Source organism: Roseateles sp. P4_D2, assembly GCF_056401875.1.
Genome location: NZ_JBFUIM010000010.1, coordinates 102,073 through 125,799 on the forward strand (window position 1 = coordinate 102,073; position 23,727 = coordinate 125,799).

Below are 23,727 nucleotides of genomic sequence, written 5' to 3' on the forward strand. Positions count from 1 at the left end.
CCGTGCGGGCCACGAATTCAAAGGGAGCACACATGAATACCGAAGAATTTTCCGCCCTTCTCAACGCTGAACCGCGGCGCCGTGTCATCGACCACCGGGAGAGTTTCGAGCGCTTCGTCAGCCAGCTCGACATCCGTGCCTTGCTGACCCGTGAGCTGAAGGCCGCGCTGGCCGACTACCGCCGCCCGCCGCCCACCGTGGCCGACTCGACGCTGCGCTTGCAGGTGTGGGATTCGCTGGCACTCGACCTGACCATCACCCAGGCGAAGGACTACCCAGCCGTGGTCTGCACACATCAGGACGTGCTGCAGTACTTCTATTCCGGCTGCGATTTTCGGCACTACCGCCTGCAGGGCTTCCAGCCGGACGCGTTCAACCCCGAGGCGCGCGCGACGCTCAACGAGGAAGGGCATTTCGGCGCAGGGGATGTCATGGCCATCGACGGTCGGGCCGACCTGTACGCGCTGAAGTCGCCCGAGCCCATCATCTTCGTCTCGCTGGCTGAGTTCACTTTCGAAGGCGTGCACTACAAGTTCGACCTGCAGACGGGCAAGCCCTTCACCAGCTTCTTCACCTACCCGCCGTCGACGTCAATGCAACTGGTGGCCAAGTTCCTCGGCTACTACGGCGATGCCAACTGCATCGATCCCTTGAGGTCGCTGCTCGGCCATCAGCTGGACAACATCAAGTGGGAGGCTGCCGTGGCGCTGTCATGCCTTGACCGCCAGGCCGGCATCGACGCGATGAAGGTACTCGCCGGTTCGGCGAACAAGCCGCTGTCCAACGCAGCCCGCCAAACCCTGATGCAAAGCGCCTGAGGAGCCGATCATGCCCATCGTCAAGAAATCTTCCACGACCGAATCCATCACGTTCAAGGACTTCATCGAGTTCGCCAAGAACGGCGTCGACGTCACCACCCAGGACGGCCTGTGGGAGCTGAGCGACTGCTTCGCGATGCTGGGCAATGATCGCGACTTCCTGTCGAACTTCTACATCGACTACATCAAGGGCAACGCCCGCAAGGACATCTACGCCATCGTCATCTCGCAGGCGATCGTCATGTACCGCTGCGACACCTTCTACGTGCGCGCCAACTTCTGGCTGCCGGAAGACCAATGCACCGCTGAGGAGGCCAAGCTGTTCGCCTACGACCAGCCGCACGATCACAACTTCGACCTGCTGTCGCTCGCCTACTGCGGTGATGGCTACCTTTCCGACGATTACCAGTACGACTATGAGAAGGCGGTGGGCTACATCGGTGAAGAGGTCGAGCTGACGCCGCTTGGCACGCACAAGCACGAGGTAGGCGACGTTCTCATGTATCTGTGCAACAAGGACATTCACGTCCAGAACTTCCCCGCGACGCCCTCTATCACGTTGAATGTGATCCCCACGGTGAACCAGAATGGCTTGCGCGACCAGTACTTCTTCGAGATCCCGCAGAAGCTGGGAACGCGGGGCATCATCCGCTCCCGAGCACCCAACATCGTGGAGCAGCGCCGCCGCCTTTTCGACATGGCCAAGCATCTGGCCAACGATGAGATGACGGGCATCTTCGTCGACATCGCCAAGACCCATCTGGACCCGCGCACCCGGTACGAGGCCGCGCGTGTCCTCGCCGAAACCTCGCCCACGGCGCATCGCGACGTTCTGCTCGCGCTGCGCGACGACACGGCGCCCATCGTGAAGCATCACGTCCAACAGTACATCTGACCGGCCGGCGCGGGAGCCTCGCAGATGATCACTTCTCGCAAGCCAGGCAGCCGCGCAGTGGCGGTCGAGTCCTCCGGGCCGATCCGCCTGGTCAAGGCCGTTGGCGAAGCCCACCAGTACTCGGCCGTCATGCTCTTTCCGATCGAGACGCGCTGCGACTCCGGCGTGGCGCATGTGCTGGAACATGTGCTCTCGGTCTCGCCGGATTCCCGGGGGCGGTCGATGCGGGCCCTGGGTAGTGACTTCCCGGATCTGAGCCTCAACGCGCTCACCGAGTGCGATCGGCTCGTCTTCTACGCCACCTGCGTGACGGAGGCTTCGTTGCATGCGGCGGTCGATTGGCTGGTGAGCCTGCCTCAGGTCCCGATCACGCAGGAGTTCGTCGAGCAGGAATGCTTCCGCCTCGTCGCGCGGGAACGATCGGATGGACCGATGGCCTCGGGCGTGGTCTACAACGAGATGAAGTCGACCTTCTACACGGAGCGGCGGCAGATCGGACTGGCGACTTCCGAACAGGTCGCCAATGGATCCCACGGCCATGAGCCCGGAGGCGACCCGGAACTCCTGCGGCATGTCACGGTGGAGCACGTCCGCGCATTCGCAGCCGAATTCGTCACCCACGACAATGCCTGCCTGTTGATCCAGGCTGACGACGCGGCCCTGGCGGGGGTCGACCGCTTGATTGCCGCGCTGCCCAAGCGGCCCCTTGGGCCACGCCCGCCAGCAGCGGCGCGCCGCACGCGACGTGATCCCGGCACCCATCTGTTTCCTGGCAATGAGGGCCTTCACTATCACCGCTACAGCTGGCAGCTCGGCAACGCGCTCGACGCCAAGGCTGCATGCCTGGCCTGGGCTGTGGATGGCGCACTGAAAGCGTTTGCCCCTGTTTTCGCGCAAGTCGCGGAGCGGCTTGGCGGCGAGTACTTGCCGGACCTGAGCGGGGTCGTCCGCGTGGGTGCGGATCAGACGCTGTGGTTGACTTTCAAGTCGACCTGCGTCGGCGTCGACCATCGGCCGCTGCTGCGGCCTGTGATGCAGAAATACCTGGTCGACTACCTCGCCACCACGCCCATGCGATCAGAGTTGGCGGCCGGAGAACTCAATGTCCGGGAGCACTATCTCGCCTTCGAGCGCAGCACGCCTGCCGGCCTGCTGATGTTGTGCGACTACCTGCTCTACGCCGATCTGCCGAAGTTCAACCGCCTGCTCGACGAGCTTGCGCTTGCGCGTCAGGCGTTGAGCGACCCCGTGGCGCTGGCGGCAGAGGCGTCCGCAGCGCTAGCCTGTGAGATCGGCAATGTGGTGGTCGCGCCCGCCAGGCGCCCGTTTGCTGACGTCGCGGCGCGGGAGCGCCGCGTCGTCGAGCGGTTGAGCCGCCGTGCGACGGCGTGGAATCGAGGCCCGTCGAGCCGCCCCGACATGCGGGCGTCAACCCCGCGCAGGGCCGCGCAGTCCCGGTCCGCCCCGCCCGAACGCGCGCATGCCAAGCTCACCACCCACGGTGTCGCCTACCTCCATCGCGTGTTCAACATTTCGACCGCCGATGTGGAGTTGCTGCCGCTGTTGCTGCTGGCATTTCAGGTCATCGAGAACGCTGCACAGACGCCGCCGCAGGTGTCCTTACAGTGTTCCCCTTTCTCGCAATGGAGCGGCCCAGACGCTACCGGCCTCTTTCTGTCGATCCGCATGAAGTGGCTTCGCAGCCCCGTCCCCGAGCCTTGGGAACTTGATCCCGAGGCCTTGCTGACGGATACCCTGGAGAAGATCGCCAGGCATGTGGCCCTGACCCAGACGCATGTGCTTCGGCTGAGAGCCGCCATTTGCGAAAACGCGCTGGGCGTCCTGCTGGCGCAGGCGGGATCTCACCTGTCCGAAGCGGCTCGCATCACGGCGCTGTGGAGCGGTTTCCCGCAGGTGGAGCTCCTCTCGAGCCATGCCACGCACACCGACATTGCAGGCCTGTCCAGCGGCGTGTCCCGGTTGCTCGCCCAGATACTTGCGTCGCCCAGCGTGTCCTTTCTGCTCGGCGATGGCACGGACGGTCCCGAGACCTTGCACAGGCTGCGCGTGGAAACCGCGCAGCCCCGCTGGCGTGTCCGCCGCACGCTGACGAAAGCGCCCGTCCGGCAGTGCAACGAAGCGGCGGCCGTCGCAGGCGCGCCCGGCATGCCATCGGTCATCGTGAAGTACCCCACCGATGCGCTCGGCAGTGAGGAACTGGCGGCCCTCTGTCTGATGGCCGAGGCCCTGGATGCCACGTGCATGACACCAGTCTTCCGGGACGATCTGGGCGCCTATGGCAGCTTCTTCGGGCGCGACGCAACCGTCAACCAGCTTTTCTTCGGCGTCTACCAGGCGCCATCCATCGACCGATGTGTTGAGCAGCTGTCTCGGTTTGGCGAGGCCGCAGCGGGTCTCGACCTGTCGCTGCTGGACCATCAGACATTGCGCATCAAGGCGCTGATGCGATTCGGCCTGGGCGAATCTGCCCTCAACAGGCTGGTGCTGGAGGCTTACGACCTGTGCCTGGGACGCAGCGAACGCGAACTGGCAATTGCCGCGCAAATCCGGCTGATGCCGCTGGAGCGCGCCCAAGCCATTGCCGCAGTGTTCTTCGCTTCGGCGACGCCCGTGATCTCATTGGCCTGCGATTCGCCGGACAAAGTGCCCTCCACACTGGCGGGCAGGTCAGTGAACGCATTGGCACTGATGCCATCCTGACCCCGTGACGGGTCGGCAGCCGTCTACTGGCCTTTGAAGAGGGCCTGGAACTGACGCGATACCGGCAGCTTTTCGTCGCGGCCGCGCAGGGTCAGGACCATGCTGCCTTCGTCTACGCGGATGGCGCGTGCGATGCAGCGGCTGTTGACGAGCACCGAGCGGTGGATCTGCCAGAACTGGTCCGGGTCGAACTGCGCCAGCAGCTCGCGCAGCGGCGTCCGGATGAGGGCGTCGCCGCTCTGATGGACAACGCGGGTATAGCGCTGGTCGGCCTCGAAATAGATGATCTCGTCCGGGGGGATCAGCAACACTTCGCGGCCGACGCTGGCCTGGATGGGGCGCATGGCCGGTCGGGCCTGGGGCAGGCTGGCCAAGAGGCGCTGCAGAGCCGTCGTGTCGGAGGCGGGCTGGGTCAGCCGCGCGCGCAACCGTGTCAGGGTCTGAGCCAGGCGTTCGTCGTCGACGGGCTTGAGCACATAGTCGACAGCACCGGCATCGAAGGCCGCCAGCGCCTGATCGTCATAGGCCGTCACGAAGACGATCAGCGGCGGCGCGGCGAGTGCCGACAGACGTCGCGCCACTTCAAGGCCCGTGAGGCCGGGCATGCGGATGTCGAGGAAGCCGATGGCGGGCTCATGGGCCAGGCAGTCGTCCCAGGCCTCGGTGCCATTGGTGCTGGCGGCGACGATTTTCAATTCGGGCCAGAGGCGGGCCAGGGCGGCACGCAGTTGCTCGCGCGGGGCCTCCTCGTCGTCGGAGATCAGGGCGGTGATGGGAGTCACAGGGTCAGGGTGGTCGTGCAGCCGGGATGCGCATCGGACAGGGTCAGCGAGGCGTCGGGAAAGGCGTCAGCCAAGCGGCGGCGCGTGTTGGACAGGCCGACACCCTCGGTCCAGCCGGACGCGAGGCCGGGGCCGTCGTCGCTGATCGTCAGCACGAGGCGACCGGCCTCCTGGCGGGCGGTGACCTCGAGGTGGCCGCCGCGCAGCTGGGGTTCGATGCCGTGCGCAATGGCGTTCTCCACCAGGGTCAGCAAGACGCCTGGCGGCAGGGTGGTGTCCAGACCGGTCTGCACATCGATGTTGAAGCTCAGGCGCGCGCCCAGTCTGGCCTGCATGACGGCCAGATAGCGGCGCACCATCTCCATCTCTTCGGCCAGCGGCTGCAACTCGCGCTCGAACATCGGCAGCGTCGAGCGCAGATAGGCCGTGAAATCGCGCAACAGCGGCGCGGCGCGTGCGTCGCCCGTGTCGACCCAATGCTGCAGGGAAGCCAGCGTATTGAACAGGAAGTGCGGTTGGATCTGGGCGGCGGCCAGACGGGTCTGTAAGCGCAGCGCGGTGTCCTGTTCGGCCAGCTCACGCAGCCGCGCCTCGATCTGATCGACACGGTAGACCGTCAGCACCCACCAGGCCGACAGGATGGCCGTCATTAGCACCAAGGCCAGCAGCGCATACAGGACGAAGAAATCGTGATAGCCCGCCTTTGCCAGGCCGACGAAGGCCACCGACACCACGGTGGCCGTGACGTAGCAGGCGATGTTGAGCCGGCGGCGGCTCGGGTCATGCCAGAGTGAACGCGCCACGGAGAGCGCCATGGCTGCGGACGCCAGAGACAGGAACCAGGTCAGAGGCTGCGCGCCCTGGGACATCTGGTGTGTGAACGCGGCCAGCAGCAGCACGACGTTGACGATGACGTACTGGTCGATGCCCGCTGGCCAAGGCTGCATGCCTGCGCGCGCCATTTCCTCGGGCGTGAAGACGCGCCTCGGCTTGAGGGCGAACCACTGGTGACGGTGCCGGGCGTTGAGCAGGGAAGGCATGGTGGGTGAGTCTAGGGGGGGGCGGGAACCAGTGCGCTGGTTTGCGGCGAACGGCAGGCCGAGGCGCTTGAACTGCACAGTCGACCGATCGGTCGGGAAAAGAGCAGAATGCCGCCCATGCTTTCTTGGACCTCCCTCGATCTGCAGCGCCGCGATGACGGCGTGGCCGTGCTGACGATGAACCGTTCGGCCGTGTTCAATGCCTTCGACGAGACGCTGATTGCCGAGCTGGATGCCGCCTTCGCGCTTCTGGGCGGCGACGCTGGCGTCCGTGCCATCGTGCTGGCCGGCGCCGGCAAGCATTTCAGCGCCGGCGCGGACCTGCAGTGGATGCAGCGCGCGGCCGCGGCGTCGCAGGACGACAACCTCGCCGATGCCCGCCGCTTCTCCGCCATGCTGGCGCGTATTGCCGAGACCCCGAAGCCGACCATCGCCCGAGTGCAGGGTGCGGCACTCGGCGGCGGCGTCGGCCTCGTCTGTGCCTGTGACATGGCCGTCGCGTCCGACGCCGCGAGCTTCGCGGTCAGCGAGGCCCGCATGGGCATCCTGCCCGCGGTCATCGGCCCGCATCTTGTCAATGCCGTCGGCCTGCGCGAGGCGCGGCGGCTGGCGCTGATGGCCTGCCGCATCGGCGCCGACGAGGCGCTGCGCGTTGGCCTTGTGCAGCGCGTCGTGCCGGCAGAAGGCCTGGACACCGCCGTCGATGCCCTCGTGGCCGACCTGCTCGCCTGCGGCCCGCAGGCGCAGGCCGAGATCAAGCAGCTCTATGCACGCCTGGCGCCCGGCCCGGTCACGGCCGAGGTGCGCGAGCTGACCGCTCAAACCATTGCCCGTGTGCGCACGACAGCCGAGGCCCGTGAAGGCTTCGCGGCCTTCCTCGGCAAGCGCAAGCCCAACTGGACTGCCCCCGAATGAATCTGAACGACTCCCACGTCCTCGTCGTCGGCGCTGGCCTGATGGGCGCCGGCATTGCCCAGGTGGCCGCCCAGGCCGGCCATGAAGTGGCGCTCTTCGACGCCCGCCCCGGTGCCGCCGAGGCCGCCAAGAGCAAGCTCTCGGCCATGCTGGACGGCCTGGTCACCAAGGGCAGGCTGACGGCCGATGCCGCGCAGGCGGCGCTGGCGCGCATCACACCGGTCGAGGCCTTGGCAACGGCCGATCTCGTCATCGAGGCCATCGTCGAGAACCTCGACGTCAAGCGCGCGCTGTTTGCTGAACTGGAAGCGCTGCTGCCGCCCGAGGCCGTCATCGCCACCAACACCTCGTCCATCTCGGTGACGGCGCTGGCGCGCGGCATGCAAAAGCCCGAGCGCCTCGTCGGCATGCACTTCTTCAACCCGGTGCCGTTGATGAAGCTGGTCGAGGTGGTGTCAGGCCTGGGCACGTCGCCCGAGGTCGCGCAGGCCGTCTTCGACCTCGCCGGCCGCTGGGGCAAGACGGCGGTGCACACGCGCTCCACGCCGGGCTTCATCGTCAACCGCATCGCCCGGCCGTATTACGCCGAGACATTGATGCTGCTGCAGGATCGCGCTGCGGCGCCCGAGCTCATCGACGCGGTCCTCCGAGCCGCGGGCTTCCGCATGGGGCCCTGCGAGCTGATGGACCTGATCGGCCATGACACCAACTTCGCCGTGACCCACTCTGTCTTCGCGGCCAACTTCTTTGATCGCCGCTTCACGCCGTCGCTGGTGCAGCAGGAGTTGGTCGACGCCGGCTTCTTCGGCCGCAAGAGCGGGCGGGGCTTTTACCGCTACCCCGAGGGCGCGCCGGCTCTGCCGGCCGTCAGCATTGCGCCGCCGCGGGCGGCCCGTCTCGTTGTGCATGGCCGTGGCGCCCTGGCTGAGCGCTTCGTGGCCAATCTGCCCGAGGCCGTGCGTGAACTGGACAGCGACTGGGTCGGCCTGGCCGTCGACGGCCGCCAATTGCGCCTGACCGACGGCCGGCGCGCCCGCGACTTCGGCCCGGGCACGGCCGTTTTCGATCTGCCACTGGCGCCGACCGGCGACATCGCTTATGCCGGCGACGCTCAGACCGCCGAATGGCTGACCCGCCTGGGCCTGGTGCCGCGCGCCGTGGCTGACCTGCCAGGCCTCGTCGTCGCGCGCACCATCGCCATGCTGATCAACGAGGCGGCGGATGCCGTCGCCCAGGGCGTCTGCGACGAGGCCGGCGCGGATGCGGCGATGAAGCTGGGCGTCAACTATCCGGCCGGGCCCTTCGAATGGCTGGCCTTCTGGGGCTCGGCACCGGTCGCCGCGCTGCTGAACCGACTCGATCACCACTATCGCGGCGAGCGTTATCGCGTGAGCCCCTATCTCAAATGAATCAAGCTTTCATCTGCGACGCGATTCGCACGCCCTTCGGCCGCTATGGCGGCGCGCTGTCCTCCATTCGCACCGATGACCTCGGGGCGCTGCCGATCAAGGCGCTGATGGCGCGCAATGCGAATGTCGACTGGGCTCAAGTGGCCGATGTCATCTACGGCTGCGCCAACCAGGCTGGCGAGGACAACCGCAACGTCGCCCGCATGGCCGCGCTGCTGGCCGGCCTGCCGGTGGATGTGCCTGGCAGCACGGTCAACCGCCTGTGCGGCTCGGGCCTGGACGCCATCGGCACCGCCGCGCGCGCCATCCGCGCCGGCGAGGCCGGGCTGATGATCGCCGGCGGCGTCGAGAGCATGAGCCGCGCGCCCTTCGTGATGCCCAAGGCCGAGTCGGCCTTCAGCCGCGCCAACGCCGTCTATGACACGACGATCGGCTGGCGCTTCATCAACAAGCAGATGAAGGCGCAGTACGGCGTCGACGCCATGCCCGAGACGGCGGAGAACGTGGCCGCCGATTTCGGCATCGAGCGCGAGGCCCAGGACCGCATGGCGCTGGCCTCGCAGATGAAAGCCATCGCGGCGCAGAAGCGCGGCTTCTTCGAGCGCGAGATCGTGCCGGTGGAGGTGCCGCAGAAGAAGGGCGACCCGCTGCGCGTGGTGCTGGACGAGCACCCGCGCGAGACCAGCATCGAAGCGCTGGCCAGGCTCAAGGGCGTGGTCAAGCCCGACGGATCGGTGACGGCTGGGAATGCGAGCGGCGTCAACGACGGCGCCTGCGCGCTGCTGCTGGCCAGCGAAGCAGAGGCTGCGCGCCACGGCCTGAAGCCTCGCGCCCGCGTCGTCGGCATGGCCACGGCCGGCGTCGCGCCGCGCATCATGGGCATCGGCCCGGCACCGGCGACGCGCAAGGTCATGGCGCTGACGGGCCTGACGCTGGCTCAGATGGACGTCATCGAGCTGAACGAGGCGTTTGCCGCGCAAGGCCTGGCCGTGCTGCGTGACCTGGGCCTGGCGGATGACGATGCCCGCGTGAACCCCAACGGCGGCGCCATCGCGCTGGGCCATCCGCTCGGTGCCAGCGGCGCACGCCTGGTGACGACGGCAATCAACCAGCTCGAGCTGACGGGCGGCCGCTATGCGCTGTGCACGATGTGCATTGGCGTCGGGCAGGGCATCGCGCTCATCGTCGAGCGCGTCTGATGACCTTGCGGGACGGACCTTGGCGCGCAGCGCCACGCTCTGTCCCCAACTGATCAGGACTACTCGAAAAAGAGTCGGCTGATGCCCTTGAAGCTGACGAGATTGCCCGGGTTGCTGGTCTCGTTGAGCACGCCGCTCATGCGCCTGAGCAGGCGCGGGCTCTTCTTGGCGCGCCAGATCAGCAGGTCGGCCAGCCAGGGGTGGGCGTTGACGCGGTTGGCGCGCTCGTAGAGGTCGAACTTGGGCTTGAGGGCCGTCAACGCGGCCTCGTAGGTGGCGCGGGCCGCCGCATCGTCGGTGTGCGCCAGGATGGCGTCGGCCGCCAGCATGCCGGTCTCCATGGCCTTGCCAATGCCCTCGCCGGTGAAGGAGTAGGTGCTTCCGGCGGCCTCGCCGGTGACGAGCAGGCCCGGCCGCGTCCATGTGGCGCCGGTCAGCGTGCAGCGCAGCGGTGCGCCCTTGAGCTCACCGACCAGCTCACCGACCCGCATCAGCTCGGCCGCCGGCGCGTACTTGGCGACAAAGGCATCAAAGATGGCGCGCAGATTGACGTCCTTCTTCTGGCCCTTGCCGCCACCGAGATCCTTGTGGCTGTCCGTCACGCCGACGCCGATGTTGAAGTGGCCATCCGGCGCCGGGAAGATCCAGCCATAGCCGGGCCGCACCGACTTGTCCCAGACGACTTCCAGCGCCTTGATCCTGCCGACCATCTGCGGCGCCTTCACATAACCGCGCAGGGCCACGCCGCTGGGCGTGTGGCGCTCGCACATGCCGGCCGCGGTCAACGCCCTGGGCACGGCGCCGGTCGCGAGCACGACCCATCGCGCAGCGACCTCGACGATCTCATCGCCCCGCTTGAGCCGCGCGCCGACGACGCGGCCATCGGTCTCCAACGGTGCCTCGAAGCGTGCTTGCTCGAAGCGTGCGCCCGCCTCCCGGGCGGCGCTCAGCAGCAACGCGTCCAGCTCCTTGCGCGGCAGCACCGCCAGTGAGCCTGGCACGTCAATGCGGCCGCCCCGCGGGCCGATGCAGCCCACATGGGCCACGGCCTGGGCGCGCCGCATGACGTCGTCCAGCAGGCCCAGGCGGGCCAGGGCCTTGTGGGCGTCCGGGATCAGGCCGTCGCCGCAGATCTTGTCGCGGCCGGGCGGGTGCTGGTCGACCAGCAGGACATCCACGCCCGACCGAGCCAGCACCCGTGCGCAGGCGCTGCCAGCGGGGCCTGCGCCGATGATGAGGACGTCGCAGGCCAGCCTGGCGGCAGGGCCGGTGCCTTCCGTAATAGCAGTCAATTGGATTGGCAATTCGATGGGGTCGGCGATTCTAGAAGTCGGCCGTGACCTCCATATCACTGCGACTCCCGTCCTGACTGTGAGCTGAGCAAGGAATTTGTGTAGCGATGTGACAACGCCCATGCCCTCCTACACCCCCTGCTTGGGGCGGTGTAACCCCTAGGTTTCTGTTGTGTAAAGCACGAGGAACAGCAGCTTGCAGAGTCTATTGGGGCCTACCCGGATCGGCCCGGATGCTGCCAGTCGCCAGACTCGCGCCGCGAAAAGGCGTTTCTCCGCGAGGGACTCGCATTTCCAAATCACCTGCAACACAGCGTTGAGAACGTCCTCACGAAGGAGTAGTCATGTTTAAACGAAACGCCCGAAGCGCAGCCGCGCTGGCGATGATCGGTGCGCTGAGCGCCGGCTCGGCAATGGCCCAAGAGGCCTCGACCGAAAAGCTCGAACGCATTGAAGTCACCGGTTCGCGCATCAAGTCCGTGGGCGCCGAGTCCAGCAGCCCGATCACCTCGGTTGGCAAGGAAGATATCAGCATCAAGCAGCCCGTCGCGGTTGAAGAGCTGGTGCGTGGCCTGCCTTCGTCCTATCCGGCCATTGGCCCGAACATGAACAACGGTTCGAACGGCACTGCGTCGATCGACCTGCGTGGCCTGGGCAGCAACCGCACGCTGGTGCTGATCAACGGCCGCCGTATCGTTCCCGCCACCCTTGGCGGCGTGGTCGATACCAACACTATCCCCGTCTCGCTGCTCGAGCGTGTTGACCTCGTGACTGGCGGCGCTTCCGCCGTTTACGGTGCCGACGCTGTGTCCGGCGTGGTGAACTTCATCACCAAGCGCAGTTTCTCCGGCGTCGAAGCCACTACGCTGTACAGCGCCTCCGAAAAGGGTGACGCGAACCGCTACAAGAACGACCTGACGATGGGCGCCAACCTGGCCGACGGCAAGGGCAACGTCGTGCTGCACATCGGCAACACGCGCACCAACCCGCTGAAGTTGGGTGAGCGGGACTACGCCGGCACCGTGATCTCCTCGGCGAGCGGCAACCCTGGCGGCTTCTCCGGTACCGCCGTGCCCGCCGTGTTCTCGGGCATGCCCGTACCCATCGCCGGCAACCGCGTCATCGACGGCACCACCGGCCTGCTGCGTTCTGCCGTGACCTCCGGCCCGCCGGATGGCTACAACACCAACCCGCCGAACTACTTCGAAACACCGCTGACCCGCACGCAGGTCACGGCCATGGGCCGCTACCAGATCAACGACAACGCCGAGGTCTACGCGGAAATCTTCCACACGAAGTCCAACGTGACGCTGAATCTGGCTCCGTCGGGTACCTTCGGCGCGGGGCTCGACATTCCAATCGGCAACCCCTACATCACGCCGGCGGTTCGGTCGCAGCTCTGCAATGCGTACACGACCGTGTTCGCGCTCGGTGCCAACGATCCGAAGTGCGTGGCTGGCGGCGCCACCACCTTCCGCGCCAACGTTGCCCGCCGCTTCGTCGAAGCCGGTCCGCGCATCTACAGCTACGACAACGCAACGACCCAGTACACCGCCGGTGTGCGTGGCGACATCCCGATGTTCGAAGGCTGGAGCTATGACGCCTACTTCCAGACCGGCCGCTCGGACCAGACCCAGCGCACGGGCAACGGCTTCTCGGCCACCAAGCTGCAGCAGGCCACGAAGGCCCTCAGCACGACGGCCTGTACCGTGACCAGCGGTGGTTGCGTGCCGATCAACTTGTTCGGCGCTGCCGGCAGCATCACCCCGGAGATGCTGGCCTTCATCGCCACGCCGACCTTCCAGACCACCCGCGTCGAGCAGAAGGTCGTGGCCGGGTCCGCCAACGGTGAAGTCGCCTTCGCCAAGAGCCCGTGGGCGAAGAACCCGCTGGGCGTTGCCATTGGCTACGAAGACCGCACGGTGTTCGGCGGTAATGCGTCCGACGCGGTCGTGCAGACCCAGGGCGAACTGCTGGGTTCGGGCTCCCCGACGCCTGACCGCAGCGGTACGCTGAAGTTCCGCGAGGTCTATGGCGAAGCCACCCTGCCGCTGGTGCAGAACAAGCCGTTCGTCTACTCGCTGAACGTCGGCTACGGCTATCGTGACACCGAGTTCGACTCGATCGGCGGCACCAAGAGCTACGGCAGCTGGAAGAAGTCATTTGACTACGCGCCCATGAAGGGCCTGCGTCTGCGCGGCGAAAGCCAGCGCGCCACCCGCGCGCCGAACGTGAACGAGCTGTACGCACCAGTGACGACAGGCCTGTCGTCGCAGAGTGTGGACCCTTGCCAGCAGGCCCTGATCAATACCGCTGACGCAGGCAAGGCCGGCACGCTGACCAACCTGTGCCAGCAGACCGGTGTGCCGGCGGCCCAGATCGGCAACGTCGCGTCCCCCTCGTCCAACCAGATCAACAACACCGGCGGCGGCAACCCCAACCTCGGCCCTGAGAAGGCCGACACGACCACCCTGGGCGTGGTGTGGGAGCCGGACTTCATCGACAACCTGTCGATCACCCTGGACTTCTGGAAGATCAAGATCAACGGCGCCGTGTCGAGCGCGACGGCTTCCCAGGTCATCGATGGCTGCTACGTCGGAAATCCGGGCTTCACGTACAACTCCTTCTGCCAGCTGATCCAGCGTGATCCGCTGAATGGCGGCCTGAACGGTACCGGCAGCAAGGGCGTGAGCACCCAGTCGTCCAACCTCGGCTTCTACAACTTCTCGGGTATCGACCTGGGCGCGAACTACCGTCTGCCGATGAAGAAGCTGGGCCTGGCCAACTGGGGTCGCCTTGATCTGAGCATGCAGCTGGCCTATCTGAAGCGCGCTGATTTCAAGTCGCTGCCGAACGTGCAGACACTGGAGCAAGCTGGCTACTACGGCGTCGATGTGGGTACGCCCTACTCCAAGACGCGGTTCAACGCGCGGGCGTCCTGGACGCTGGGTGACTACGGGCTGGGCCTGAACTGGCGTCATATCGGCGCTGCCAACGTGCAGACCACCGGTGCGGCGGCCAACAACAAGGGCAAGTTCCTGCCTTCGAACGAGTCCATCAAGGCCTTCGAATACTTCGACCTGAATGGTTCGTGGCAAGTCAGCAAGAACATCAAGCTGTCGATGACGGTCAACAACCTGTTCGACAAGCAGCCGCCGCTGATCGGCACCGGCATCGGCCCGGGTTCGAGCAACTACGGCAACACGTTCCCGAGCGTCTACGACATCATTGGCCGCCGCTATACCGCGACCGTCCAAGCCAACTTCTAAGCAAGTCTGGTTTCGCCCCTCGGGGTGTTTTGCAAACGGGCCCTTCGGGGCCTGTTTTTATTGGCGCGGACAATTCGCGCTCATCCACACACCGTCCCATGGCAGCCATCCACCCCGCCTCCTCGCTGGGCCAGGGCCTGCGCGCACTCGCCGCCGGCCAGCTCGACGCCGCCGATGCCCTGCTGCAGCGCGCGCTGCGCGAGATGCCTGCCGCTCCCGAGGCACCCGCCGCGCTGGGCCAGCTCGCCGCCCGGCGCAAGCAATGGGCCGACGCCGAGGCTTGGTTCTCGCGCTCGCTGCAATTGCAGGCGCGGCAGCCGCGCGTGTGGCTGGCGCGCGGCCAGATGCTGGAGATGTTGCAACGTCCCGCGGCGGCGGCCGAAGCCTTTGCCCAGGCCGTTCTGCATCAACCCGACCTGGCTGTCGCCCACTACGAGCATGCCCGGCTCAGGCGCGATCTCGGCGAACGCGAGCGCGCATTGCAGGCCGCCCGCGATGCGGCCCGGCTCGGCCCCCAGGACGCGAACGCGCTGCAGCTGCTGGCGATGCTTCAGGAGGAAAGCGGCGAGCTGGCCGCCGCACTGCCGACGCTGGACGCCGCGCTGCGGCTCGCGCCCGACCGCGCCGCGCTGCACCACAACCGCGGCGTACTGCTGCACCGCCTGGGCCGCCATGCCGAGTCGCTCGTCGCGCACGAACGCGCGCAGGGGCTGGGCCTGGACGTCGCCGAAGCACACTACAACTTCGGCAACACGCTGCAGGCGCTGGGCCGCGCGGATGCGGCGCTGGCCGCCTACCGCCGTGCGCTGGCGCTGCAGCCGCTGCATGCGCTCAGCCTCTACGACCTCGCGAAGCTGCGTTGGGCCCTGGGGCATGCCGACTTCACCGCCGAGCTCGACGCTGCCGAACGCGCTGCGCCGGCGTCGGACGTGCCGCCCGGCCTGCTGGCCCTGCTGCAGCTGCGCGCGGAACGTGGCGAAGCCGCGGCCGATGCCTATCGCCGCGCTGCGGAGCTGTCCCCTGCCACGGCGGCGTATGCCGACGGCCTCGGCCAGGCTCTGTGCCTGCTCGGCCGCCACGAGGAGTCCTGCATCGCCCACCGCCGGGCGGTTTCGCTGGCGCCGGACAGCGTGACGGTGCTGAGCAACGCAGCGCGCAGCCTCTACGCCGCCGGCCAATCCGCCGAGGGCCTGGCGCTGGCCGAACGCGCCTTCGCGCTGGCGCCGGAGAACCAGCATGCGCTGGCCCTCGTCGGCACGGGCTGGCGGCTGACGGGCGACCCGCGTGCCGACTGGCTGAACGACCTGGATCGCTGCGCGGCCGTCATCGACATCGAGCCGCCTGCCGGGTGGGCCGACATCGCCAGCTTCAACGCCGCGCTGGCCGAGGAGCTGACGCGGCTGCACACCGATGCCCAGGCGCCCATCGACCAGACACTGCGCCACGGCACGCAAACGCGCGGCGACATCTTCGACCTCGACCTGCCGCTGGTGCAGGCGCTGAAATGCCAGATCACCACGGCCATCAGCGCCTGGCTGGCGAACCTTCCGTCCGAGCCCGGTCACCCCTTCCTCGGCCGCCGGCCCACCTCACCCGGAGCCTGGCATTTCACCGACAGCTGGAGTTCGCGGCTGCGCCGCAGCGGCTTCCACACCAACCACATCCACAGCCATGGCTGGCTGAGCAGTTGCTACTACGTGGCCACGCCGCCGAGCGCCCTGCGCGAAGGCAGCCGCGACGGCTGGATCAAGTTTGGCGAGCCCGACCTGCCCGAGCCGCTGCGCTCAAGCCTGCCGCCACGGCGCATGGAGGCACCGCGGCCCGGTCGCCTGGTGCTGTTCCCGTCCTATCTGTGGCACGGCACCACGCCGTTCCAGGACGAGGCCTACCGGCTGACGGTAGCCTTCGACGTGCTGCCCGATTAGGGCCTCATTCGACGCGACGAACGCGCGGCGAAGTCTTCAGGCCTTCGATGTCGAGGTAGAAGGACGACAGCGCACCGCGCTTCACGCTCACCTTGCGCGGGCCTTCCGGCAGCGCGACGGAGCTGCCGTCGACGACCTGCCAGACCTGGCCGTTGGCGAGGCGGATGCGCGAGTTGGGGCCCCAGCCGTCGAAGCGCGGGCCGACCGAACTCTCGACCGACTCCACCGCCTCGGGGCGCTTGGAATCAGGCAGGCCGAAGGTGGTCTCGCCCGTGCGGGCCGGTGCCGCCGTGGTAGCCATGGCTGTGACCGGCGCTGCGGTCTGCGCCACCGCGGCCGGCGCGGCGGGCCTGGCCGGTGGTGCCGGCACGCGGGCTGCGTCGGCCAGCGTGTCGTAGCAAGCCAGCCGGGCGGCGCTATCCGTCATCGCGCGGCAGCGCTGCAGGCCGTCCTGCGCCAGGGCCGGCAGGGCAGCGAGGGAAAGGGCAATCAAGGTGATGGTGCGCATGGGGCAAGCCTAGCAGTTGCCCGTGCGGAACAGGACCGGGCAACTGCCGTTGCGCTCAGTGCGCCGCCTTCACCTTCAACCGCCAGGCATGCAGCAGCGGCTCGGTGTAGCCGCTGGGCTGGGCCTCGCCCTTGAAGACCAGATCCTGCGCCGCCTGCATGGCCGCGCCCTGCGAGTTGGCGGCCAGAGGCCGGTAGGCCGGGTCGCCGGCGTTCTGGCCGTCCACCACCTTGGCCATGCGGGCGAAGGTCTCGCGCACCTGTTCGGCCGACACGACGCCATGGCGCAGCCAGTTGGCGATGTGCTGGCTGGAGATGCGCAGCGTCGCGCGGTCTTCCATCAGGCCGATGCCGTTGATGTCGGGCACCTTGGAGCAGCCCACGCCCTGGTCGACCCAGCGCACCACATAGCCGAGGATGCCCTGCACGTTGTTGTCCAGCTCCTGCTGTCGCTGCTCGGGCGTCCAGTCGGCCTTGGCGGCGACGGGGATGGTCAGCAGCGCGTTCAGGATGCCCTCGCGTTCGGCGGCCAAGTCGACCTTTTCCAGCTCCTGCTGCACGGCGCTAACGCTGACCTGGTGGTAGTGCAGCGCATGCAGCGTCGCGGCGGTGGGGGACGGCACCCAGGCCGTGTTGGCGCCGGCCTTGGGGTGGCCGACCTTCTGCTCCAGCATGGCGGCCATCAGATCGGGCATGGCCCACATGCCCTTGCCGATCTGGGCGCGGCCGCGCAAGCCGCAGGCCAGGCCGGTCAACACATTGCTGCGTTCATAGGCCTGGATCCAGCTGGACGTCTTCATGTCGCCCTTGCGCAGCATCGGGCCGGCGCGCATGGCGGTGTGCATCTCGTCGCCCGTGCGGTCCAGGAAGCCGGTGTTGATGAAGGCGACGCGGCTGGCCGCTGCGGCGATGCAGGCCTTCAGGTTGACGGAGGTGCGGCGCTCCTCGTCCATGATGCCCAGCTTGACCGTGCTGTCGGGCAGGCCGAGCAGCTGCTCGACGCGGCTGAACAGCTCGGCGGCGAAGGCCACCTCGGCCGGGCCGTGCATCTTGGGCTTGACGATGTAGACGCTGCCCGTGCGGCTGTTGCCGCGGCGGCGCAGATCGTGCATCGCGATGGTCGTCGTGACGACAGCGTCCATGATGCCCTCGGGGATCTCGTTGCCCTCTTGGTCACCTCCCAGCAGGATGGCCGGGTTGGTCATCAGGTGGCCGACATTGCGCACGAACATCAGCGAGCGGCCATGCAGCGTCAGCGTGCCGCCACCGGGCGCCGTGTAGACGCGATCGGCGTTCAGGCGGCGCGTGAAGCTCTTGCCGCCCTTGGCCACTTCCTCGGTCAGCGTGCCCAGCTGGATGCCCAGCCAGTTGCGATAGGCCAGCAGCTTGTCCTCGGCGTCGACGGCGGCGACCGAGTCTTCCAGGTCGAGGATGGTGGACAGCGCGGACTCCAGCACCACGTCGGCGATGCCGGCCGCGTCGGTCTTGCCGATGGGCGTGCTGCGATCGACGCGCACATCCAGGTGCAGGCCATGGTGCACCAGCAGCACGCTGCTGGGCGCATCAGGGGCGCCCTGGTAGCCGGCGAAGGTGGCTGCGTCGGCCAGGCCGGTCACGTCGCCCGAGGCCAGCGTGACGGAGAGCTGGTCGCCCTCGATGCGGTAGGCCACCGCCTGGCTGTGCGAGCCTTCGGCCAACGGTGCGGCCTGGTCCAGCACCTGGCGGGCGAAGGCAATGACCCTGGCGCCGCGCACCGGGTTGTAGCCACCGTCGCGCGTGGCCCCGTCGGCCTCGGAGATGGCGTCGGTGCCGTAGAGCGCGTCGTACAGCGAGCCCCAGCGCGCGTTGGCCGCGTTCAGCGCATAGCGGGCGTTCAGGATGGGCACGACGAGCTGGGGGCCGGCTTGCAGGGCCAGCTCGGCATCGACGTTGGCGGTGGTCGCCTGCACCTGGGCGGGCGGCTCGACGAGGTAGCCGATGCGCTGCAGGAAGCCGCGGTAGGCCGGCATGTCGGTGATGGGGCCGGGATGGGCCTCGTGCCAGGCATCCAGCTCGGCCTGGAGTCGGTCGCGCTCGGCCAGCAGCGCGCGGTTCATCGGTGCCAGCTCATGGGCGATCCGGCTGAAGCCGGCCCAGAAGGCGTCAGCCGAAACGCCGGTGCCGGGCAGCACCTCGGTGTCGATGAAGCGGGCCAGGTCGGCATCGACCTGCAGGCGGTGGAGGGTGGTGCGAGGCATGGCGGGACTCCTGCGAGAAGGCAACAACGGATGTCGCCAATCTAGCTGCGTCGCGTGTCGGGATTCGCTGCGGAGCACGCCATTCATCTGTGACAAAAACGCAAAGATCCTTCATGAAACCGCTGTCTTTGCGTCTGTCGCCCAGCACAATCCGGGGCATGGACAAGCTCAAGCAGATGGAGTCCTTCGTCCTCGTCGCGGGCAAGGGCAGCTTGACAGCGGCGGCCCAGGCCGAGGGCGTCGCGCCTGCCGTCATGGGCCGGCGGCTGGACGCGCTGGAGGCGCGCCTGGGCGTCAAGTTGATGCTGCGTACGACGCGGCGGCTGACGCTGACGTCCGAGGGCCAGGCCTTCCTGGAGGACTGCCAGCGCCTGATCGCCTCGCTGGCCGATGCGGAAGCTGCCGTCAGTGCCGGTGGCCTCAAGGCCAGTGGCCATCTGCGCGTGACGGCGCCTGCCGGCTTCGGCCGCAGGCATGTTGCGCCGCTGGTGCCGGGCTTTCTCGCCGAGCATGGCGACCTCAGCCTGTCGCTCAACCTCAGCGACCGCGTCATCGACATCGTCCACGAGGGCTTCGACTGTGCCGTGCGAGTGGGTGACCTGCCGGACTCCAGCCTGGTCAGCACGCGGCTGGCCGACAACCGGCGGCTGTGTGTGGCCGCCCCCGGCTATCTGAAGCGCGCCGGCACGCCGAAGCACCCCGATGAACTCGGCCGCCATGCCTGCCTGACGTTGAGCTCCGAGGCCAGCCAGGTGCGCGGCTGGGCCTTCCAGATCGACGGCGCCGTTCAGCACCTACGGCCGGTTGGCCGGCTCGATTGCAGCGATGGCCAGGTGCTGCACGACTGGTGCGTGGACGGCATGGGCCTGGCCTGGCGCAGCACCTGGGAGGTCGAGGCCGACCTGGCTGCAGGGCGCCTCGTCAGCGTGCTGGACGCCTTTGCTGCGCCGCCCAACGGCATCTACGCCGTGTTCCCGCAGTCACGCCATCTGCCGCTGAGGACAAGGCTGTGGGTGGAGCATCTGCGCGCGCATTACGGGCGGGCCGATTACTGGCGCTGCTAGCGATCGTCCTCAACCCAGAGGACGGCGACGGGTATGCCCCGATGCCTGCCCCGCTGCAGCGTCCTCTGATGCCCTTTCGCCTTGTCGCCGCGTGGCGCCAAGCGTCTGCTGTGGCGGGTTGCGCGATGCCCACCCGTTCCACGGCCCGTTCATCGGGCATCGCAAACAAGGAACGGAGAACTTCCATGAAGAAGACGACCTGTTTTCGAGAGCCGACCGCGCCGCCGCGCACCCTCCTTGCGGCAGTGGCGCTGGCCCTGCCGCTGGTGGCAGCAGCGGCGCAGGGCAGTGAATGGAGCAGTGCGGGGGGCGACCGCGAGAACACACGCAGCCAGGCGTCGGAGCACAAGCTGGGCGTCGGCAATGTCAACCAGCTGGCCGTCAAATGGGCGCTGACCACGGCGGGCGACGTCTCGGCCACGCCGGCCGTCGATGGCGATACGGTCTATGTACCCGACTGGGCTGGCTATCTCTATGCGGTCAACCGCAGCAATGGCAGCGTGCGCTGGGCCGTCTACCTGCCTTCGGTAACGGGCATTCCCCGCGACAAGGCCCGCGCCACGCCGGCTCTGGGCGGCGGCAAGGTGGTCATCGGCACCCAGGGTTCCATCCTGGCGGGCGGCGGCCCTGGTGGCCGGGTGTTGGCCTTCGACAAGGACACCGGGGCGCTGGCCTGGAGCACCCAGGCCGATCCGCATTTCGCGGCCATCATCACGCAGTCGGCCACCATCCATGGCGACCAGGTCTTCGTCGGCGTCGCGTCGCAGGAGGAGGCCCTTGCCGCCTTCGTGCCGGGCTACCAGCTGTCCTTTCGCGGCAGCATGCTGGCCCTGGACCTGAAAACCGGCGCCATCCGCTGGCGGACGACGCTCGCGCCGGCCGGCTACACCGGCAACGCCGTCTGGGGCAGCTCGCCTGCCGTCGATACCTCGCGCGGCGCGGTCTACATCGCCACCGGCAACAACTACTCGGTGCCGCCGCCCGTGCTGGCCTGCGTGGCGGCCGCCGGTGCCGATCCGGTGGCCAAGGCCGCCTGCCTGCCGGCGAACGATTATTTCGACAGCGTCCTCGCCCTCGACATGAAGACGGGGGCCGTGCGCTGGGCGACCCGTGCCATCCCCTATGACGCCTGGACGGTGGATTGCATCCCCTTCTTCGGCGACGGCGACAACTGCCCGTCGCCGGCAGGCCCGGACTACGACTTTGGCCAGGCGCCGGCGCTGTTCAAGTCCAAGGCCGGCAAGGGCAAGCCGGTGGAGCTGCTGGGCCTCGGGCAGAAGAGCGGCCAGTACTGGGCGCTCAACCCGGACACCGGCGCCGTGGCCTGGGTCACCCAGGCCGGCCCAGGGGGCACGGCGGGCGGCCTGCAGTGGGGTTCGGCGACGGACGGCACGCGCATCTACACGGCCAACGCCAACAGCAACGGGGTGCCGTGGATGCCGATGGGCGCCGGCGCGCCGACGACGCGAGGCGCCTGGTTCGGCCTCGACGCGGCCACCGGTGCGACGCTATGGCAGACGCTGGACCCGCTGCCGCCGGGCGGTATCGGCGGCGGCCCCTCGGGTCCGGTGACGACGGCCAATGGCGTCGTCTATGCCTGCTCGCTGGACGCCAGCGGCCGCATGTACGCGATGAACGGTGCGAACGGCACCATCCTGTGGAGCTACCCGAGCGGCGGTTCCTGCCTTTCGGGCGCGGCCATCGCCGACGGCACGCTCTACTGGGGCTCGGGCTACAGCAACTTCGGCTTCGGCACGCCGAACAGCAAGCTGTACGCGTTCTCGTTGCCGGATTGAGGCGCGGCACTCGCGCAGGCCAGCTGCCTCAGCGGCGGGCCTGCGCGCTCAGTCCCCGAACGACACCTTGGCGCGCTTGCCCACCCACGCATCGAACTTGCCCGCATAGGCCTCCTCGATGCGGTTGCGCTTGACCTTGAAGGTCGGCGTGATGAAGCCGTTGTCCACCGTCCAGGGCGTCTTGATCAGCACCAGGGTGTCGAGCTGTTCGTGCGGGTCCAGACGGGCGTTGACGTCGTCCAGGTGCTTGCTCAGCTCGGCCATCAGCGCCGTGCGTTCGGCCTCGGAGCTGGCGCGTTGCAGGCCCTGCGGCGACAGCATCGCGATGCCCAGCGGCTGGCCCATGTTGGCCCCCGCGACGCAGCAGGCCTCGATGTTGGGGTTCATGCCCAGCCTGTCCTCGATGGGCGCCGGGGCGACGTACTTGCCCTTGCTGGTCTTGAACAGGTCCTTCACGCGGCCGGTGATGCGCACGCAGCCGTCGCCGTCCTGGGTCACCTTGTCGCCGGTGTGCAGCCAGCCATCGGCGGTCAGCGCGTCGGCGGTCAGGCCCGGCTCCTTGAAGTAGCCCATCATCAGCGCCGGGCTGCGCATCTGCAGCTCGCCGTTGGCGGGATCGATGCGGGTCTGCACGCCGCCATAGGCCGGGCCCACGGTGCCACGCTGGTTCTTGCCCGGCATCGTCATGTGCGACAGCGCCAGGTTCTCGGTCATGCCATAGCCCTCGTTGATGTGCAGGCCCAGCGTGCCATACCACTCCAGCAGCGCCACCGGCATGGGTGCGGCGCCGCCGACGGCGATGCGGCATTGGTCCAGGCCCAGGGCCTTGAGGACCTTCTTGCGCAGCAGGCCGCCGATGATGGGCAGGCGCAGCAGCTTGTTCATCTTCTGCGGCGGCATCTTGGCCTGCACGCCCTGCTGGAACTTGACCCAAAGGCGCGGCACGCTGAAGAAGATGGTGGGCCGCGCGCGCTGCAGGTCGGCGGTGAAGGTGTCCAGCGATTCGGCGAAGAACACCTTGAGCCCGACCTTCAGCCAGCTGTGCTCGACGAGCACGCGCTCGGCCACGTGGGCCAGCGGCAGGTAGGACATCATGCGGTCGCTGGCGCTCATCGGGAAGCGGTCCAGGCCCGCGCCGATGGCCCAGGCGAAGGCGCCGAAGTTGTGCATGACGCCCTTGGGGTTGCCCGTCGTGCCCGAGGTGTAGATCAAGGTGCAGAGCTCGTCGGCGCCGCGCGTGACTTCACCCTTGAGCGGCTCGGTGCGGGCGCAGATGGCGTCCCAGCCCTCGTAGTTCTTCTTCACGTCGTCGGGCGACAGCGCGTAGCTGGCGCCGGGCAGGCTCGGCAGCACGCCCGGCTTCATGCCTTCCCAGCCGTCGAGCTTGCCGATGAAGATGAAGCGCGCCTCGCTGTGCGTGAGGATCTGCGTGATGGTGTCGGCCGCCAGCGTCGGGTACAGCGGCACGGAGACATAACCGGCCATCCAGATGGCGAGGTCGGTCATCAGCCACCAGGCGCAGTTCTTGGACAGCATCGCCACCTTGGCGTCGGCTGGCCAGCCCTCGGCGGCGCCCTTGGCCTTGAGGAAAGCGGCCATGCGGCGCACTTGGTCGCTGACCTGGGCCCAGGTGAAGTCGAGGACCTCGGGCCCGCCCATCGGCTGCGTCAGCGTGACGGTGCTGCCGGCGGTGCGCTCCCAGTGATACAGGCGTTGCAGGGCGAGCTGGTCGGCGGCGATGGTGGCCATGGGCGTGTCTCCTCGGGGGGATTCTTTTCGGGAGCCGCAAAGTTAACCGCCTGTAAAGCGGCCCTTCCCCCGGGTAAACACCCTGCGGCGTGACGCGCTACCCACAGTG

General features: G+C 67.9%; 16 protein-coding genes. 10 read left to right on the forward strand and 6 right to left on the reverse strand.

The window, feature by feature from the left end; genetic code table 11:
• Window positions 1-32 precede the first annotated feature (32 nt).
• The 3 genes from AC1DW0_RS18755 to AC1DW0_RS18765 are packed head-to-tail and all read left to right on the forward strand — an operon-like array spanning window position 33 to window position 4,434.
• Complete coding sequence (locus AC1DW0_RS18755) at window positions 33-818, forward strand: hypothetical protein (protein ID WP_457389868.1); 786 nt, start codon at window positions 33-35, stop codon at window positions 816-818.
• A 10-nt stretch (window positions 819-828) separates the two neighbouring features.
• Window positions 829-1,713 (forward strand): HEAT repeat domain-containing protein, encoded by an 885-nt coding sequence (locus tag AC1DW0_RS18760; RefSeq protein WP_477947320.1) that lies wholly within the window; start codon window positions 829-831, stop codon window positions 1,711-1,713.
• A gap of 24 nt (window positions 1,714-1,737) precedes the next feature.
• The gene (locus AC1DW0_RS18765) at window positions 1,738-4,434 is read left to right on the forward strand and encodes a peptidase M16 family protein (protein ID WP_477947322.1); all 2,697 of its coding nucleotides are present in this window, start codon (window positions 1,738-1,740) and stop codon (window positions 4,432-4,434) included.
• A 23-nt stretch (window positions 4,435-4,457) separates the two neighbouring features.
• Here the strand turns inward: AC1DW0_RS18765 and AC1DW0_RS18770 are convergent, their stop codons facing one another.
• Window positions 4,458-5,216: a LytR/AlgR family response regulator transcription factor gene (locus tag AC1DW0_RS18770; RefSeq protein WP_457389865.1), complete on the reverse strand. Its 759-nt coding sequence runs from the start codon at window positions 5,214-5,216 to the stop codon at window positions 4,458-4,460.
• The gene (locus tag AC1DW0_RS18775; RefSeq protein WP_477947324.1) at window positions 5,213-6,256 is read right to left on the reverse strand and encodes a sensor histidine kinase; all 1,044 of its coding nucleotides are present in this window, start codon (window positions 6,254-6,256) and stop codon (window positions 5,213-5,215) included. Before AC1DW0_RS18775 ends, AC1DW0_RS18770 begins: the two co-directional genes overlap by 4 nt.
• Before the next feature lie 117 nt (window positions 6,257-6,373).
• On the opposite strand from AC1DW0_RS18775, the gene AC1DW0_RS18780 reads away from it, so the two are divergent.
• Genes AC1DW0_RS18780 through pcaF form a run of 3 tightly spaced genes read left to right on the forward strand, consistent with a single transcriptional unit; the run spans window position 6,374 to window position 9,779 of the window.
• Window positions 6,374-7,171 (forward strand): enoyl-CoA hydratase-related protein, encoded by a 798-nt coding sequence (locus AC1DW0_RS18780; RefSeq protein WP_457389863.1) that lies wholly within the window; start codon window positions 6,374-6,376, stop codon window positions 7,169-7,171.
• Window positions 7,168-8,580, forward strand: a complete 1,413-nt coding sequence (locus AC1DW0_RS18785; RefSeq protein WP_056200665.1) for an FAD-dependent oxidoreductase — start codon at window positions 7,168-7,170, stop codon at window positions 8,578-8,580. The genes AC1DW0_RS18780 and AC1DW0_RS18785 overlap by 4 nt, the downstream gene beginning before the upstream one ends.
• The gene (gene pcaF / locus AC1DW0_RS18790; protein WP_477947327.1) at window positions 8,577-9,779 is read left to right on the forward strand and encodes a 3-oxoadipyl-CoA thiolase; all 1,203 of its coding nucleotides are present in this window, start codon (window positions 8,577-8,579) and stop codon (window positions 9,777-9,779) included. The genes AC1DW0_RS18785 and pcaF overlap by 4 nt, the downstream gene beginning before the upstream one ends.
• Before the next feature lie 59 nt (window positions 9,780-9,838).
• Here pcaF and AC1DW0_RS18795 read toward each other — a convergent pair whose 3' ends face one another.
• On the reverse strand, window positions 9,839-11,071 hold the full coding sequence (locus AC1DW0_RS18795; protein WP_477947329.1) for an NAD(P)/FAD-dependent oxidoreductase: 1,233 nt from the start codon (window positions 11,069-11,071) through the stop codon (window positions 9,839-9,841).
• A gap of 344 nt (window positions 11,072-11,415) precedes the next feature.
• On the opposite strand from AC1DW0_RS18795, the gene AC1DW0_RS18800 reads away from it, so the two are divergent.
• Together AC1DW0_RS18800 and AC1DW0_RS18805 are read left to right on the forward strand one after the other, a co-directional pair.
• Window positions 11,416-14,340 (forward strand): TonB-dependent receptor domain-containing protein, encoded by a 2,925-nt coding sequence (locus tag AC1DW0_RS18800; protein ID WP_477947331.1) that lies wholly within the window; start codon window positions 11,416-11,418, stop codon window positions 14,338-14,340.
• A gap of 98 nt (window positions 14,341-14,438) precedes the next feature.
• Entirely contained in the window at window positions 14,439-16,265 is a 1,827-nt protein-coding gene (locus AC1DW0_RS18805; protein WP_477947333.1) for a putative 2OG-Fe(II) oxygenase, read from the forward strand.
• 4 nt (window positions 16,266-16,269) lie between these two features.
• On the opposite strand, the gene AC1DW0_RS18810 is transcribed toward AC1DW0_RS18805, so the two are convergent.
• On the reverse strand, window positions 16,270-16,773 hold the full coding sequence (locus AC1DW0_RS18810; protein WP_477947335.1) for a hypothetical protein: 504 nt from the start codon (window positions 16,771-16,773) through the stop codon (window positions 16,270-16,272).
• Between the two features lie 55 nt (window positions 16,774-16,828).
• A complete protein-coding gene (locus AC1DW0_RS18815; RefSeq protein ID WP_477947336.1) occupies window positions 16,829-19,009 on the reverse strand; it encodes a malate synthase G in 2,181 nt (726 codons plus the stop codon).
• A 158-nt stretch (window positions 19,010-19,167) separates the two neighbouring features.
• Here AC1DW0_RS18815 and AC1DW0_RS18820 point away from each other — a divergent pair, with 158 nt between their 5' ends.
• Window positions 19,168-20,073 carry a LysR family transcriptional regulator gene (locus AC1DW0_RS18820; protein ID WP_477947338.1) on the forward strand — a complete coding sequence of 302 codons (906 nt, stop codon included), beginning with the start codon at window positions 19,168-19,170 and terminating at the stop codon, window positions 20,071-20,073.
• A 185-nt stretch (window positions 20,074-20,258) separates the two neighbouring features.
• Window positions 20,259-21,869 (forward strand): outer membrane protein assembly factor BamB family protein, encoded by a 1,611-nt coding sequence (locus tag AC1DW0_RS18825; protein ID WP_477947339.1) that lies wholly within the window; start codon window positions 20,259-20,261, stop codon window positions 21,867-21,869.
• Between the two features lie 48 nt (window positions 21,870-21,917).
• On the opposite strand, the gene AC1DW0_RS18830 is transcribed toward AC1DW0_RS18825, so the two are convergent.
• On the reverse strand, window positions 21,918-23,618 hold the full coding sequence (locus tag AC1DW0_RS18830; RefSeq protein WP_457352249.1) for an AMP-binding protein: 1,701 nt from the start codon (window positions 23,616-23,618) through the stop codon (window positions 21,918-21,920).
• Window positions 23,619-23,727 lie beyond the last annotated feature (109 nt).

What these genes read in the sequence shown, in the direction of transcription:
- AC1DW0_RS18755 (WP_457389868.1), top strand. Translation starts at nt 33, where the DNA reads ATGAATACCGAAGAATTTTCCGCCCTTCTCAACGCTGAACCGCGGCGC.
- AC1DW0_RS18760 (WP_477947320.1), top strand. Translation starts at nt 829, where the DNA reads ATGCCCATCGTCAAGAAATCTTCCACGACCGAATCCATCACGTTCAAG.
- AC1DW0_RS18765 (WP_477947322.1), top strand. Translation starts at nt 1,738, where the DNA reads ATGATCACTTCTCGCAAGCCAGGCAGCCGCGCAGTGGCGGTCGAGTCC.
- AC1DW0_RS18775 (WP_477947324.1), bottom strand. Translation starts at nt 6,256, where the DNA reads ATGCCTTCCCTGCTCAACGCCCGGCACCGTCACCAGTGGTTCGCCCTC.
- AC1DW0_RS18780 (WP_457389863.1), top strand. Translation starts at nt 6,374, where the DNA reads ATGCTTTCTTGGACCTCCCTCGATCTGCAGCGCCGCGATGACGGCGTG.
- AC1DW0_RS18785 (WP_056200665.1), top strand. Translation starts at nt 7,168, where the DNA reads ATGAATCTGAACGACTCCCACGTCCTCGTCGTCGGCGCTGGCCTGATG.
- pcaF (WP_477947327.1), top strand. Translation starts at nt 8,577, where the DNA reads ATGAATCAAGCTTTCATCTGCGACGCGATTCGCACGCCCTTCGGCCGC.
- AC1DW0_RS18800 (WP_477947331.1), top strand. Translation starts at nt 11,416, where the DNA reads ATGTTTAAACGAAACGCCCGAAGCGCAGCCGCGCTGGCGATGATCGGT.
- AC1DW0_RS18805 (WP_477947333.1), top strand. Translation starts at nt 14,439, where the DNA reads ATGGCAGCCATCCACCCCGCCTCCTCGCTGGGCCAGGGCCTGCGCGCA.
- AC1DW0_RS18810 (WP_477947335.1), bottom strand. Translation starts at nt 16,773, where the DNA reads ATGCGCACCATCACCTTGATTGCCCTTTCCCTCGCTGCCCTGCCGGCC.
- AC1DW0_RS18815 (WP_477947336.1), bottom strand. Translation starts at nt 19,009, where the DNA reads ATGCCTCGCACCACCCTCCACCGCCTGCAGGTCGATGCCGACCTGGCC.
- AC1DW0_RS18820 (WP_477947338.1), top strand. Translation starts at nt 19,168, where the DNA reads ATGGACAAGCTCAAGCAGATGGAGTCCTTCGTCCTCGTCGCGGGCAAG.
- AC1DW0_RS18825 (WP_477947339.1), top strand. Translation starts at nt 20,259, where the DNA reads ATGAAGAAGACGACCTGTTTTCGAGAGCCGACCGCGCCGCCGCGCACC.
- AC1DW0_RS18830 (WP_457352249.1), bottom strand. Translation starts at nt 23,618, where the DNA reads ATGGCCACCATCGCCGCCGACCAGCTCGCCCTGCAACGCCTGTATCAC.